The 14,180-nt window shown below is 71.8% G+C and carries 9 protein-coding genes and 1 pseudogene; 7 read left to right on the top strand and 3 right to left on the bottom strand.

Features of this window, described 5'->3' with window-relative positions; genetic code table 11:
* Positions 1-81 precede the first annotated feature (81 nt).
* A complete protein-coding gene (locus FGF04_RS34185) occupies positions 82-1,302 on the bottom strand; it encodes a trypsin-like serine peptidase (RefSeq protein WP_149515276.1) in 1,221 nt (406 codons plus the stop codon).
* Between the two features lie 366 nt (positions 1,303-1,668).
* Between FGF04_RS34185 and FGF04_RS34180 the strand changes: the two genes are divergently transcribed.
* From FGF04_RS34180 to FGF04_RS34165, 4 genes are all read left to right on the top strand, one after another.
* Positions 1,669-3,183, top strand: coding sequence for a diaminobutyrate--2-oxoglutarate transaminase family protein (locus FGF04_RS34180; protein WP_149515275.1), 1,515 nt, complete (start codon positions 1,669-1,671; stop codon positions 3,181-3,183).
* Between the two features lie 208 nt (positions 3,184-3,391).
* On the top strand, positions 3,392-5,311 hold the full coding sequence (locus FGF04_RS34175; RefSeq protein WP_408055709.1) for an IucA/IucC family protein: 1,920 nt from the start codon (positions 3,392-3,394) through the stop codon (positions 5,309-5,311).
* A 63-nt stretch (positions 5,312-5,374) separates the two neighbouring features.
* The gene (locus FGF04_RS34170; RefSeq protein ID WP_149515274.1) at positions 5,375-6,172 is read left to right on the top strand and encodes a GNAT family N-acetyltransferase; all 798 of its coding nucleotides are present in this window, start codon (positions 5,375-5,377) and stop codon (positions 6,170-6,172) included.
* Between the two features lie 149 nt (positions 6,173-6,321).
* Positions 6,322-8,304: an ATP-dependent DNA helicase gene (locus FGF04_RS34165; RefSeq protein WP_149515273.1), complete on the top strand. Its 1,983-nt coding sequence runs from the start codon at positions 6,322-6,324 to the stop codon at positions 8,302-8,304.
* A gap of 87 nt (positions 8,305-8,391) precedes the next feature.
* On the opposite strand, the gene lexA is transcribed toward FGF04_RS34165, so the two are convergent.
* Positions 8,392-9,174 carry a transcriptional repressor LexA gene (lexA, locus tag FGF04_RS34160; RefSeq protein ID WP_149515272.1) on the bottom strand — a complete coding sequence of 261 codons (783 nt, stop codon included), beginning with the start codon at positions 9,172-9,174 and terminating at the stop codon, positions 8,392-8,394.
* A 521-nt stretch (positions 9,175-9,695) separates the two neighbouring features.
* Between lexA and nrdR the strand changes: the two genes are divergently transcribed.
* Together nrdR and FGF04_RS34150 are read left to right on the top strand one after the other, a co-directional pair.
* Positions 9,696-10,247, top strand: a complete 552-nt coding sequence (nrdR, locus tag FGF04_RS34155) for a transcriptional regulator NrdR (protein WP_149515271.1) — start codon at positions 9,696-9,698, stop codon at positions 10,245-10,247.
* Positions 10,248-10,399: 152 nt separating this feature from the next.
* A complete protein-coding gene (locus FGF04_RS34150; protein WP_149515270.1) occupies positions 10,400-13,309 on the top strand; it encodes a vitamin B12-dependent ribonucleotide reductase in 2,910 nt (969 codons plus the stop codon).
* A gap of 101 nt (positions 13,310-13,410) precedes the next feature.
* On the opposite strand, the gene FGF04_RS34145 is transcribed toward FGF04_RS34150, so the two are convergent.
* Positions 13,411-13,944 (bottom strand): TerD family protein, encoded by a 534-nt coding sequence (locus tag FGF04_RS34145; RefSeq protein ID WP_149515269.1) that lies wholly within the window; start codon positions 13,942-13,944, stop codon positions 13,411-13,413.
* A 152-nt stretch (positions 13,945-14,096) separates the two neighbouring features.
* Here FGF04_RS34145 and FGF04_RS42185 point away from each other — a divergent pair.
* Positions 14,097-14,180 (top strand): annotated as a pseudogene (locus FGF04_RS42185) (DUF4937 domain-containing protein); the annotation flags it as partial.

Genomic DNA, 14,180 nt, shown 5'->3' with positions numbered 1-14,180 from the left:
GACGGATGGGGCCGGGCGGAAAACTTCCGTGGACCCGCCCGTCCGCCCCCGCCGTCGCCGCTGTCCGTCCGCGCGCCGTACCTACTGTGTCGCGTACTTCTTGCTCACCGCGGTGTAGATCCCCTCTGCCTCCGAGCCCAGGCGCGGACCCGCCAGCCAGCCGGCGGTCACCGGGCCGATCGAGGTGTTGGACACCAGCGCGGGCTTGCCGTCCGGGCCCGCGGCCACCCAGCCGCCGCCCGAGGAGCCACCGGTCATGGTGCACCCGATGCGGTACATCGTCGGGTTGGACTTCTCGATCGAGAGCCGGCCCGGTTCGTCCGTGCACCGGTACATGGTCTCCCCGTCGAACGGCGCCGCCGCCGGGTAACCGGTCGCGGTGATGTCCCCGACCTGCGACACGGCCGGCGCGTCGAAGTCCACCGGGAGCGCCGCACCGACCGTCTCCTCCAGGGACTTGCCGTCACCGCCCTTCTCCGGCGTCACGTGGATGACGGCGAAGTCGTACGAGGCGCCCTCGCCGCCGGTCGGACCGCCCCGCTCGATCCACTGGTCCGAGGTCTGTGCCCAGTCGCCCCACCAGACACCGTACGGAGCGACCTCTTCCTTGGTCGCGCCCTGCAGCTCCGCCGCGGACTCGGCGCCGTCGTTGTACGAGGGCACGAAGGCGATGTTGCGGTACCAGCCGCCCTTCGCGCCCGCGTGCACGCAGTGGCCCGCCGTCCACACGAGGTTGGACTTGCCCGGGTGGGCCGGGTCCTGGACCACGGTCGCCGAGCAGACCATCGTGCCCTCGGGGGAGTCGAAGAACACCTTGCCGGCCTCGGGCACGTTCTCGTGGTACCCCGCCGGGACGGCCTGCGCCTCCACGGGCGCCGGCTCCGGGTCGGTCACGCCCTGGTCACCCGAGAGGTCGTTCTCCTCGACGCCCCGGTCCGGGTCCTCGGCCTCGCGCATGCGGTCCGGGTCCCACAGGTCGTCGATGATCGGGTTGATGTAGTCGTTCGCCTCGCGCAGCCAGTCGTCCCTGTCCCAGTTCTTCCACTCGCCGTTCTTCCACTTGTCCACATCGATGCCGTGCTCCTTGAGCCGGTCCTTGATGTTGTCGGGAATCGTGATCTTGCCGTCGCCGGCCGAGGCGGACGACGCCTCGGCGGACGCGTCGGCGTCCCCGTCCGAGCCGCAGGCGGTGGCGGTCAGGGCCAGCGCGGTGGCCAGGCCGACCGCGGCCAGCACGGGGGAGGTGCGGCGGCGCGGGCTCCTCCCTCGGCGGGCGGAGAAGAGCGGGCGTATCGGTCGCATGGTGTGAACTCCCCCTGGAGGTGAACGAACAACTCTGTGCCGCCACCCGGGACGCCGCACGGATCCGGTGACCCGTGCGAACCCGCGTGGCCGTGGGTGCTGATCAGCGAGTACCGCCGAACGGCACCACAGACTATGCCGTTGCTGTGGGGGACTTCCGACGGGCCCGCAACGGTTCCGTCACGGCGAGGATCTTCGTCCCGCCGTTGCCCCGCGCGGTTCTCGTCGTTGGTACGTACGGGGGGCGTTCGGGCTGCGTTCATCCCCCCCTGCCGCCTCCCCTCGGGCGGGCCGGCGACTCGCCCCTGGACAGCGGGAGGACCGACAGACGTGGTGGTGACGGGGCCTGCGCCCGAGGCGGCGCCCATGACGCGGAGAGCGGCGCCGCCGCACACGGCGGACGGGGAAGCGGGCGTGGAGGCGCGCGCGGAGGCGGGCGGAGCGGGCGTGCACGACGGCGCCGAGGCGGGGGCGCGCGTGGTGCAGGAGGGGATCCTGCGGCGGCAGGCGGCGCGCGAGTCCGCGGCGCGCACCTATGCGCGCGCCCTGCCGATCGTCCCCGTACGGGCCCGCGGGCTGACCATCGAGGGCGCCGACGGCAGCCGCTACCTCGACTGCCTCTCCGGCGCGGGCACCCTGGCCCTCGGCCACAACCACCCGGTCGTCCTGGAGGCCGTCAGGAAGGTCCTCGACTCGGGCGCCCCGCTGCACGTCCTCGACCTGGCCACCCCCGTCAAGGACGCCTTCACCACCGAGCTGTTCCGCACCCTGCCGCCCGGCCTCGTCGACCGCGCCCGCGTGCAGTTCTGCGGTCCCGCCGGGACGGACGCCGTCGAGGCGGCCCTGAAGCTGGTGCGCACCGCGACCGGCCGCAGCGGGATCCTCGCCTTCACCGGCGCCTACCACGGGATGACCGAGGGGGCGCTCGCGGCGTCCGGCGGCGCTCCCGACGTACGCGTCACCCGCCTGCCCTATCCGCAGGACTACCGCTGTCCGTTCGGCGTCGGGGGCGGGCGCGGGGCCGAACTCGCCGCGCACTGGACGCAGTCCCTGCTCGACGACGTCAAGTCCGGGGTGGCGGACCCTGCGGGCATGATCCTCGAACCGGTGCAGGGGGAGGGCGGGGTGATCCCGGCCCGCGACGACTGGCTGCGGCGGATGCGGGAGATCACGGCGGCCCGCGGGATCCCGCTGATCGCCGACGAGATCCAGACGGGCGTCGGCAGGACCGGCGCCTTCTGGGCGGTCGAGCACAGCGGGGTCACGCCCGACGTGATGGTCCTGTCCAAGGCCATCGGCGGCAGCCTGCCGCTGGCCGTCGTCGTCTACCGCGACGACCTCGACGTGTGGGAACCGGGCGCGCACGCGGGCACGTTCCGCGGCAACCAGCTCGCCATGGCGGCGGGCGCCGCGACCCTCGCGTACGTCCGGGAGAACGGTCTCGCCGAACGCGCCGCCGCCCTGGGCACCCGCATGATCGCGCGGCTGCGGCAGTTGGAGGCCGACTTCGACTGCGTCGGCGAGGTGCGCGGCCGGGGACTGATGATCGGCGTCGAACTCGTGGACCCGGAGAGTCCGTCGGCGACCCCTGCCGGTCCTGCATCCCCCGACGGTCCTGCGCCCGCCGCCCCCGAACGGGCGGCCGCCGTGCAGCGCGCGTGCCTGCGGCGCGGGCTGATCGTGGAACTCGGCGGCCGGCACTCCAGCGTGGTGCGGCTGCTCCCTCCGCTGACGATCACCGACGAGCAGGCGGCCGCGGTGCTCGACCGACTCGCGGACGCGGTCACGGAGGTCGCGCGACAGGCACCGCGGGCCGCGCGGACCGGGCGGGACGGACTGGACGGACTGGACGGACGCGCCGTTCGGGAGGCGGTCCGGTAGCCCGGCCCGTCAGCCGGCCAGGCCGAGAAGCACGTAGGTGCCACCCACGCCCGTCCACGCCGCAACAGCCGCGGTTCGTCGCCGTACGAGTCCGGACCCACCCCGAGGAATCCCCGTGAACGTCATCCCCGCATCCGACGGCCGCCCCGAGGCCCGCGAGCGAGCAGCCCCCGGGACGTCCGAGGAGCCGTACGGCGCCACCGCGGACCTGCTGGCACACCCCGACCCCCGCMCCGCCGCCCAGGCCGCGGCCGTGGAGAACCTGCTGCGCTGCTGGGTGCGCGAGCAGGGCCTGCCCGCCCCCGCCGACGGCGTCCTGCGCATCCCCCTTCCGGCCGGGGACACCGCCCTCGTGGTCCCGGTGCGCTACTGGTCCCCCACGGGATGGCACCGCCTGGGCCGGCCGCGCCTCGCGGACGCCCCGGACGACGCACCGCCCACCGACGCCGTCACGCTGGCGGCCCTGCTGGAGCGCGAGGCTTCGACGGGTGCGCGTCCCGCGGGGTCCGCCGAGCGCGCGGAACCCGCGGGGTCCGCCCTCGCGGACCTCCTCGCCTCCACGGCGACCGTCGCACCTACTGCCGGGCCCACCGCCGGACCTACCGTCGGGTCTGCTGCCGAGTCCAACGTCGCGTCCGACGTCCCGGTCGACGGAGGCGGTCTGGTCGAGCGCGTCGCCGACTCGCTGCGCCGGACCGCCGTGTTCATCGCGGACCGCAGGGAGAACCCGGCCGACGGCCCCGACCTGTTCCTCTCCGCCGAGCAGTCGCTGCTGCTCGGTCATCCGCTGCACCCCACCCCCAAGAGCCGCGAAGGACTCAGCTGGATCGAGAACCGGCTCTACTCGCCCGAGCTGCGCGGCTCCTTCGACCTGCACTGGATGGCCGTCGCCCCCTCCGTGCTCGCCACTGACTCGGCCTGGACCGAGCGCGGCCGCCTCGTTCCGGCGGACCGGCTCACCGCCCGGCTCGCCGGCGCCGGACTGCGGCTGCCCGACGGACACGCCGCACTGCCGATGCACCCCTGGCAGCTCCGCGAGGTCCGGCGCCGACCGGAGACCGCGGAGCTCCTGGACGCCGGACTGCTCCGCGACCTCGGCCCGTGCGGCTCCCCGTGGCACCCCACCTCCTCCGTCCGCACCCTCTACCGCTCCGGCGCCCCCGCGATGCTGAAGCTGTCGCTGGGCCTGCGCATCACCAACTCCCGCCGGGAGAACCTCCGCAAGGAGCTTCACCGGGGGGTCGAGGTGCACCGCCTGCTGCGGGCCGGGCTCGCCGAGCGGTGGCGGGCGGCCCACCCGGGCTTCGACATCGTCCGGGACCCCGCGTGGCTCGCCGTGGACGACCGCGACGGCGTCCCCGTGCCCGGCCTCGACGTCATGATCCGCCACAACCCGTTCACGCCCTCGGACGACGTCACCTGCATCGCCGGACTCGTCTCGCCCGGGCCGGGGAGCACGCCCGCGGAACACCAGCAGCCCGGACAGCTCGAACAGCCCGGTTCCGCGGCCCCGTCCCGGCTCGCCGGGATCGTCGACCGGCTCGCCGGACGCACGGGCCGGCCCCGCGGCGCCGTCGCCGCCGAGTGGTTCCTGCGCTACCTCGAACACGTCGTGCGCCCCGTCCTGTGGCTGGACGCCGAGGCCGGGATCGCGCTGGAGGCGCACCAGCAGAACACCCTGCTCCTGCTGGACGCCGACGGCTGGCCCACGGGCGGCCGTTTCCGGGACAACCAGGGCTACTACTTCCGCGAGTCCCGGCGTACGGAGCTGGAGCAGCGGCTGCCGGGCATCGGCGGGCGCAGCGACACCTTCGTGTCCGACGCGGTCACCGACGAACGCTTCGCCTACTACCTGGCCGTCAACAACGTGTTCGGCCTCATCGGGGCCTTCGGCTCGCAGGGCCTGGCCGACGAACGGCTGCTGCTGGCCGCCTTCCGCCGCTTCCTCGGCACGGTCGCCTCCGGACCCGGCCGGCTGCGGACCACCCTGCCCGCCCACCTGCTCGACTCGCCCACCCTGCGCTGCAAGGCCAATCTGCTGACCCGGCTGCACGGCCTCGACGAACTCGTGGGTCCGGTCGACACCCAGTCCGTCTACGTGACCGTCGCCAACCCCCTCCACGCGTAGGGGAATCCACCCCGTCCTTCCGAGTCCTCCGAGTCTTCCGAGTTCCCCGAGAGGAGCGTCGCCGTGCCTCCCACCGATGCGAGCACCGACGCCGGCGCCGACCCGGCCCCCCGCCCCGCTTACCGGAGCGGCACGGGAGCCGGCGCGGACAGCCAGGACACCCTCGACCTGCGCCTGCCCGACGAACTCCTCGCGCTCCGCACGGCCGACACCGGAACGGCCACCCCCCGCGCTCCGGCCTTCCCGTCCATCCCGGCCTTCCCGTCCACCCCGGCCTTCCCGTTCCGTGAGGACCTGCTCGACCGCGTCGGCGACTGGGGGCCGGCGACCACCCCCGCGGGCGTCCTCCACCTGGTCCCCGTGCACGTAGAACGTGATCTTCCGCTGGTCGCCCGCTGGATGAACGACCCGGCCGTGGCCGCCTTCTGGGAGCTCTCCGGTCCCGAGGAGGTGACCGAGGAGCACCTGCGCACCCAACTCGCGGGCGACGGACGCAGCGTCCCCTGTCTCGGCGTGCTGGACGGCACCCCGATGAGCTACTGGGAGATCTACCGCGCGGACCTGGACCCGCTGGCCCGCCACTACCCGGCCCGCCCGCACGACACCGGGATCCACCTCCTCATCGGCGGCGTCGCCCACCGGGGGCGGGGGACCGGCACGGTCCTGCTCCGGGCCGTCTCCGACCTCGTGCTCGACCGGCGCCCCTCGTGCGCCCGGGTCGTCGCCGAGCCCGACCTGCGCAACACCCCGTCCGTATCGGCCTTCCTGAGCGCCGGTTTCCGGTTCTCCGCCGAGGTGGACCTGCCCGGCAAGAGGGCGGCCCTCATGGTCCGGGACCGCACCCTGCGCGATCTGCTGTAGGCCGCCCGCAGGCCGTTCTGCAAGCTGCACTGCAACCAGTTCGCAGGCCGTCGCTCCCGGCGCACCGCTCGCGCGGGCGTCCTGATCGCATCCCTCCCCACCGACGTGATCACCCCGCTGTCGGTGCCGACCCGTAGGGTGGTCGAGCTATGACAGAGCCCTCACTCCCCGAACTCCTGCATGCCGCCGTCACAGCCGTCGGCGGTACGGAGCGCCCAGGCCAGGTGACCATGGCCGAATCCGTCACACAGGCCATCGACGACGGTTCCCATCTGCTGGTCCAGGCCGGCACCGGCACCGGAAAGTCCCTCGGCTACCTGGTCCCCGCGCTGGCGCACGGGGAGCGGGTCGTGGTGGCGACGGCCACCCTGGCGCTCCAGCGGCAGCTCGTGGAGCGGGACCTGCCGCGCACGGTGGACGCGCTGCACCCGCTGCTGCGCCGGCGCCCCGAGTTCGCGATGCTCAAGGGCCGGTCGAACTACCTGTGCCTGCACCGCCTCCACGAAGGAGCGCCGCAGGACGAGGAGGAGGGCCTCTTCGACCAGTTCGAGGCGGCCGCGCCCACCAGCAAGCTGGGCCAGGACCTGCTGCGGCTGCGGGAGTGGTCGGACGAGACCGAGACGGGGGACCGCGACAACCTCACCCCGGGCGTCTCGGACCGCGCCTGGTCGCAGGTCTCCGTCTCCTCCCGGGAGTGCCTCGGCGCCTCCAAGTGCGCCTACGGAGCGGAGTGCTTCGCCGAGGCGGCCCGTGAGCGCGCCAAGCTCGCCGAGGTCGTCGTCACCAACCACGCGCTGCTGGCGATCGACGCCATCGAGGGCGCCCCCGTCCTCCCACAGCACGAGGTGCTGATCGTCGACGAGGCCCACGAGCTGGTCTCCCGGGTCACCGGGGTCGCGACCGGGGAGCTCACCCCGGGGCAGGTCAACCGCGCCGTGCGCCGCGCGGCGAAGCTGGTGAACGAGAAGGCCGCCGACCAGCTCCAGACGGCCGCCGAGGGCTTCGAGCGCCTGATGGAGCTGGCGCTGCCGGGCCGGCTGGAGGAGATCCCGGAGGACCTCGGGTACGCGCTGATGGCCCTGCGCGACGCCGCCCGTACGGTGATCTCGGCGATCGGGGCGACCCGCGACAAGTCCGTCACCGACGAGGACGCGGTCCGCAAGCAGGCCCTCGCCTCCGTGGAGAGCGTCCACGACGTGGCGGAGCGCATCACGAACGGCTCGGAGTGGGACGTCGTCTGGTACGAGCGGCACGACCGCTACGGGGCGTCGCTGCGGGTGGCGCCGATGTCGGTGTCGGGCCTGCTGCGCGAGAAGCTCTTCACGGACCGCTCCGTCGTCCTGGCCTCGGCGACCCTGAAGCTCGGCGGCGACTTCAACGGCGTGGGCGCCTCACTGGGCCTTTCCCCCGAGGGCACCGAGGGCGACGACGTCCCGGTCTGGAAGGGCATCGACGTCGGCTCGCCCTTCGACTACGGCAAGCAGGGCATCCTCTACGTCGCGAAGCACCTGGCGAGGCCCGCCAGGGACGGCGACCGCGGGGACATGCTGGACGAGCTCACCGAGCTGATCCAGGCGGCCGGCGGCCGCACGCTGGGACTGTTCTCCTCGATGCGGGCCGCCCAGCTCGCCGCGGAGGAACTGCGCTCCCGCATCCCGGAGTTCCCCATCCTGCTCCAGGGCGAGGAGACGCTCGGCGAGCTGATCAAGAACTTCGCGGCGGACCCGAGGACCTGTCTGTTCGGCACGCTCTCGCTCTGGCAGGGCGTGGACGTGCCGGGTCCCAGCTGCCAGCTGGTCGTCATGGACAAGATCCCCTTCCCGCGCCCCGACGACCCGCTGATGAGCGCCCGCCAGAAGGCGGTCGAGGAGGCGGGGGGCAACGGCTTCATGGCCGTCGCCGCCACGCACGCGGCCCTGCTCATGGCGCAGGGCGCCGGCCGCCTCGTACGGGCGACGGGGGACCGGGGTGTGGTCGCCGTGCTGGACCAGCGGCTGGCCACCGCCCGCTACGGCAGCTACCTCAAGGCGTCCCTGCCCGACTTCTGGTACACGACGGACCGCAACCAGGTACGGCGGTCGCTGGCCGCCATCGACGAGACGGCCCGGAAGGCGGAAGCCGAACAGTCCTGACCGCCGGGCCGTCCCGGCACCGTGCGCGGACAGCACAGGGCCCCGGAACCGGCGCAGTGGTCCCGGGGCCCGGTCAGGGGTGGATCCTCAGATCCGCCGGAGCACCGCCACGACCTTCCCGAGGATGGTCGCCTCGTCACCCGGGATGGGCTGGTACGCGCTGTTGTGCGGCAGCAGCCACACATGGCCGTCCTCGCGCTTGAAGCGCTTGACCGTTGCCTCGCCGTCCAGCATGGCCGCCACGATGTCGCCGTTCTCCGCGACCGGCTGGCGGCGGACCGTCACCCAGTCGCCGTCGCAGATGGCGGCCTCGATCATCGAGTCGCCGACGACCTTCAGGACGAACAGCTCGCCGTCACCCACCAGCTGCCGGGGCAGCGGGAAGACGTCCTCGACGGACTCCTCGGCGAGGATCGGGCCACCGGCGGCGATCCGGCCGACCAGCGGCACGTACGACGCCGCCGGCTTGCCGGTGGTGTCGGTGGGCTGCGCGCTGGCCTGGTCGGAGCCGCGGACCTCGTAGGCCCTGGGCCGGTGCGGGTCGCGGCGCAGGAAGCCCTTGCGCTCCAGCGCCATCAGCTGATGGGCGACCGAGGAGGTGCTGGAGAGGCCGACGGCCTGCCCGATCTCCCGCATGGACGGCGGGTACCCCCGCCGCTGGACGGAGTCCCTGATGACCTCGATGACCCGGCGCTGCCGGTCGGTGAGTCCGGAGCTGTCCGCCCGGATACCTGGAGGTCGGCCCGGCAGGGAGCGTGCGGGCTTCGTCCCCTCCTGGTTCACGGCTTCATTCATGGCATGCACCGGCTCAAATCGGCCCTGGGAGCGGTCCTGGGCAGTGATGGTGGCACTGTCTGCGGTGGTGGTCACGTCGGCCCCTCTCGTTCGTCTCCCTGCTGGACAACGGTAGTTGCTTTCGAAAGGTTGCGCCAAACACACGTTCGAGTGAAAAAACGCAGATGGCCTTACGTGATCACGCATTTGGGTGTATGACCGCCGCTGCCCGGGAGTGAGTCCCCTCCGAGGCCTTCCGGCGTACGGTTCGCCGTCGCGGCCGTGACCTTGCGGACCGGCGCGGGGCGGGGCCCAGTCTGCCACCAGGGGTCCGGCGGGCCGGGAACCGGCCCCGCCCTCGGCGGCGCCCACCGTATCCCCGTACGCTCCGCGCCGGAACGCCCGTGCGGCATGTGCCAATACGCCCGCGACACGCGCGAAGAGAGTGAAATTCGGGTCAGGCCCTACATATAGTGGTCGACGTGCCGAGGTGACCCAGAAGTTGTGGTCCCCCGGTCTTCCGAGCCCCGGGCCATCCCCTATGCTGGGGCTCGCTCCGAGGGGCCCAAAGGGCCTCTTGAGGCTATCGAGTCGTGCTGTGAAGGAGGGTCGGAACCATGCACTGCCCCTTCTGCAGGCACCCCGACAGCCGTGTCGTCGACAGCCGTACGACGGACGACGGCACGTCGATCCGCAGGCGTCGCCAGTGTCCCGACTGCTCCCGTCGGTTCACGACCGTGGAGACCTGTTCCCTGATGGTGGTCAAGCGGTCCGGGGTCACCGAGCCCTTCAGCCGTACGAAGGTCATCAACGGGGTGCGCAAGGCGTGCCAGGGGCGGCCCGTCACGGAGGACGCGCTCGCGCAGCTCGGCCAGCGGGTCGAGGAGGCGGTGCGGGCCACCGGAAGCGCCGAACTGACCACCCACGACGTGGGGCTGGCCATACTCGGCCCGTTGCAGGAACTCGACCTCGTCGCGTATCTGCGGTTCGCGTCCGTCTATCGGGCGTTCGACTCGCTGGAGGACTTCGAGTCCGCCATCACGGAGCTCAGGGAAGAGACTCAGGGCCCCGCCACGGCCGACGACGACGTGTGCGAGGGATGCCAGGGAAGCGACCGCGGGTCCGGAGAGGCCGTCGAGGCCCCCGTACCCGCCGGCGCCGGCGACTGACGAGAGGGACCGGCCGCGGCCCGGACGGCCGGCGGCGATCACAGACCTGTCGCGAGCGGGCGCGCAAGCGGTGCGCGCGACACCACACACATACCGTGCCACGGGAAGAACGAGGCACTTCAGGGCGTTTTAGCCTGATACAGGGAGGCGGCATGACAGAGACGGCGAGCGGTCCGGCACGAGGTTCCCGCACGAAGGGCACCAAGGCCATCAAGGGACTGCGTATCGAGCGCATCCACACCACCCCGGGCGTGCACCCGTACGACGAGGTCGCCTGGGAGCGCCGTGACGTCGTCATGACCAATTGGCGCGACGGCTCGGTCAATTTCGAGCAGCGTGGCGTCGAGTTCCCCGACTTCTGGTCGTTGAACGCGGTCAACATCGTCACCAGCAAGTACTTCCGCGGAGCTGTGGGCACCCCGCAGCGCGAGGTGAGCCTCAAGCAGCTCATCGACCGCATCGTGAAGACGTACCGCAAGGCCGGTGAGGACTACAAGTACTTCGCCTCGCCCGCCGACGCCGAGATCTTCGAGCACGAGCTGGCGTACGCACTCCTGCACCAGATCTTCAGCTTCAACTCGCCGGTGTGGTTCAACGTCGGCACGCCCCAGCCGCAGCAGGTCTCCGCCTGCTTCATCCTGGCCGTCGACGACTCCATGGAGTCGATCCTCGACTGGTACAAGGAAGAGGGCATGATCTTCAAGGGCGGCTCCGGCGCCGGCCTGAACCTCTCCCGGATCCGTTCCTCCAAGGAACTGCTCTCCTCGGGCGGCAACGCCTCGGGCCCCGTCTCCTTCATGCGCGGTGCCGACGCCTCCGCGGGCACCATCAAGTCGGGCGGCGCCACGCGCCGGGCCGCCAAGATGGTCATCCTCGACGTCGACCACCCAGACATCGAGGACTTCATCCAGACCAAGGTCAAGGAAGAGGAGAAGATCCGCGCCCTGCGCGACGCGGGCTTCGACATGGACCTGGGCGGCGACGACATCACGTCCGTCCAGTACCAGAACGCCAACAACTCGGTCCGCGTGAACGACACGTTCATGAAGGCCGTCGAGAACGGCGAGAAGTTCGGCCTCACCTCCCGGATGACCGGCGAGGTCATCGAGGAGGTCGACGCCAAGTCGCTCTTCCGCAAGATGGCCGAGGCGGCCTGGGCCTGCGCCGACCCGGGCATCCAGTACGACGACACGATCAACCGCTGGCACACCTGCCCGGAGTCCGGCCGCATCAACGGCTCGAACCCCTGCAGCGAGTACATGCACCTGGACAACACGTCCTGCAACCTCGCCTCGCTGAACCTGATGAAGTTCCTGAAGGACGACGGCAAGGGCCACCAGTCCTTCGACGTCGAGCGCTTCTCCAAGGTCGTCGAGCTCGTGATCACGGCGATGGACATCTCCATCTGCTTCGCGGACTTCCCGACCCAGAAGATCGGCGACAACACCCGCGCCTTCCGCCAGCTCGGCATCGGCTACGCCAACCTCGGCGCCCTCCTCATGGCGACCGGCCACGCGTACGACTCCGACGGCGGCCGCGCCCTCGCCGGCGCCATCACCTCCCTGATGACCGGCACCTCGTACAAGCGCTCCGCCGAGCTCGCCGCGGTCGTCGGCCCGTACGACGGCTACGCCCGCAACGCGCAGCCCCACCAGCGCGTCATGAAGCAGCACGCCGACGCCAACGCCGTGGCCGTCCGCATGGACGACCTGGACACGCCGATCTGGGCCGCCGCCACGGAGTCCTGGCAGGACGTGCTGCGCCTCGGCGAGAAGAACGGCTTCCGCAACGCGCAGGCCTCCGTCATCGCCCCGACCGGCACCATCGGTCTCGCGATGTCCTGCGACACCACCGGCCTTGAGCCCGACCTCGCCCTGGTGAAGTTCAAGAAGCTGGTCGGCGGCGGCTCGATGCAGATCGTCAACGGCACCGTCCCGCAGGCCCTGCGCCGCCTGGGCTACCAGGAGGAGCAGATCGAGGCGGTCGTCGCCCACATCGCCGAGCACGGCAACGTGATCGACGCCCCCGGCCTGAGGACCGAGCACTACGAGGTCTTCGACTGCGCCATGGGCGAGCGTTCCATCTCCGCGATGGGCCACGTCCGCATGATGGCCGCGATCCAGCCCTGGATCTCCGGCGCGCTCTCCAAGACGGTCAACCTGCCGGAGACGGCGACCGTCGAGGACGTCGAAGAGGTCTACTTCGAGGCGTGGAAGATGGGCGTCAAGGCGCTCGCGATCTACCGCGACAACTGCAAGGTCGGCCAGCCCCTCTCCGCGAAGACCAAGGAGAAGGAGAAGACCGTCACGGACGCTGTCACGGCCAAGGCCGAGGACACCATCCGCACCGCGGTCGAGAAGGTCGTCGAGTACCGCCCGGTCCGCAAGCGCCTGCCCAAGGGCCGTCCCGGCATCACCACGTCCTTCACGGTCGGCGGAGCCGAGGGCTACATGACCGCCAACTCCTACCCGGACGACGGTCTCGGCGAGGTCTTCCTGAAGATGTCGAAGCAGGGCTCCACCCTCGCGGGCATGATGGACGCCTTCTCCATCGCCGTCTCGGTCGGCCTCCAGTACGGCGTGCCGCTGGAGACGTACGTCTCCAAGTTCACCAACATGCGCTTCGAGCCGGCCGGCATGACGGACGACCCGGACGTGCGGATGGCACAGTCGATCGTCGACTACATCTTCCGCCGCCTGGCGCTCGACTTCCTGCCCTTCGAGACGCGCTCCGCGCTCGGCATCCACTCGGCCGACGAGCGCCAGCGCCACCTGGAGACCGGCTCGTACGAGTCGAGCGAGGAGGACGTCGACGTCGTCGTCGAGGGGCTGGCCCAGTCCGCGCCCCGCGCGCAGGAACTGAAGGCCGTCATCACCCCGAAGGCCGAGGCCGAAGCGGTCAAGCCCGCTCCGCAGCAGGCCCACACCAGCGCCGAGCTGGTGGAGATGCAGCTGGGCATCCAGGCGGACGCTCCCCTGTGCTTCTCCTGCGGTACGAAGATGCAGCGGGCCGGCTCCTGCTACATCTGCGAGGGCTGCGGCTCCACCAGCGGCTGCAGCTGATCACCACGGGCACCGTCCGGGGCTGACCCGGACGGTGCCCCCATGCCGAAGGGGCGGTACGACCACCGGTCGTACCGCCCCTTCGGCATGTGCGGTCCGGGTCAGGCGGTCTCGGCGCTGCCCATGATCCGCGCGAAGGTCGCCGGGTCCGCGTCGAAGCCGCGGACCGCCGGGCGGAAGGTCCACTCCCCGGACTCGTCGCGCACGAACTCCGCGACCGTCGTGGCCGTGGCCCCGAGGACGCCGCCGAAGTCGTGCTCGGCCAGCACGGTGTGGCCCTCGCGGATGCGCAGGGCCGGGTTGGGCACCCCGACGAAGGTGCGCCGTCCGGCGCGCTGCTGGATGGCGACACCGACCATCACGCGCGCGTAGCGGGGATTGAGGCGGGTCAGCTCCAGGGTCATCACCTCGTCCCAGCCGAAGCCCTTGCCGTCCTTGCTGTCCCGGTTGAGGTAGATGGTGCCGTCCGGGGAGCGGCTGCCGAAGTGCACCACGTAGTCGGGGTTCTCGTGGTTGGCGGTCGCGAGGTAGGTGGCGGCGACGATGTCGAGATCGATGGCCGGCTCGCCGGGGGAACCGGGGTCCCACTTCACCGAGACCTCGACCTTGCTGATGCCCTTGTTCAGGCCGTTCACCGCATCTCCCTCCTGATCCCCTGCGTCGGGCGCCCCAACTGCTCGGCAGACGGGGCGCGTTGTCCATCGTGTCACGCGCACGGGGCCGTCCGTGCGCAGCCAGTCCGCCCGAGGGTGACCGGCGCCACGTTCCCGGGCCGTACGATGGCGCGGTGCTGGTCAAGTGGATTCGCTGCACCGTGGTCGACCGCCGCGGCTTCGAGCGGGGGCAGCGGAAGTGGGCGGGGCTCCTGGGG

The organism is Streptomyces apricus (genome assembly GCF_008369065.1).
GTDB lineage: Bacteria > Actinomycetota > Actinomycetes > Streptomycetales > Streptomycetaceae > Streptomyces > Streptomyces apricus.
Note: the sequence above shows the minus strand (reverse complement) of the source record. Positions and strands in the feature narration are given on the sequence as shown.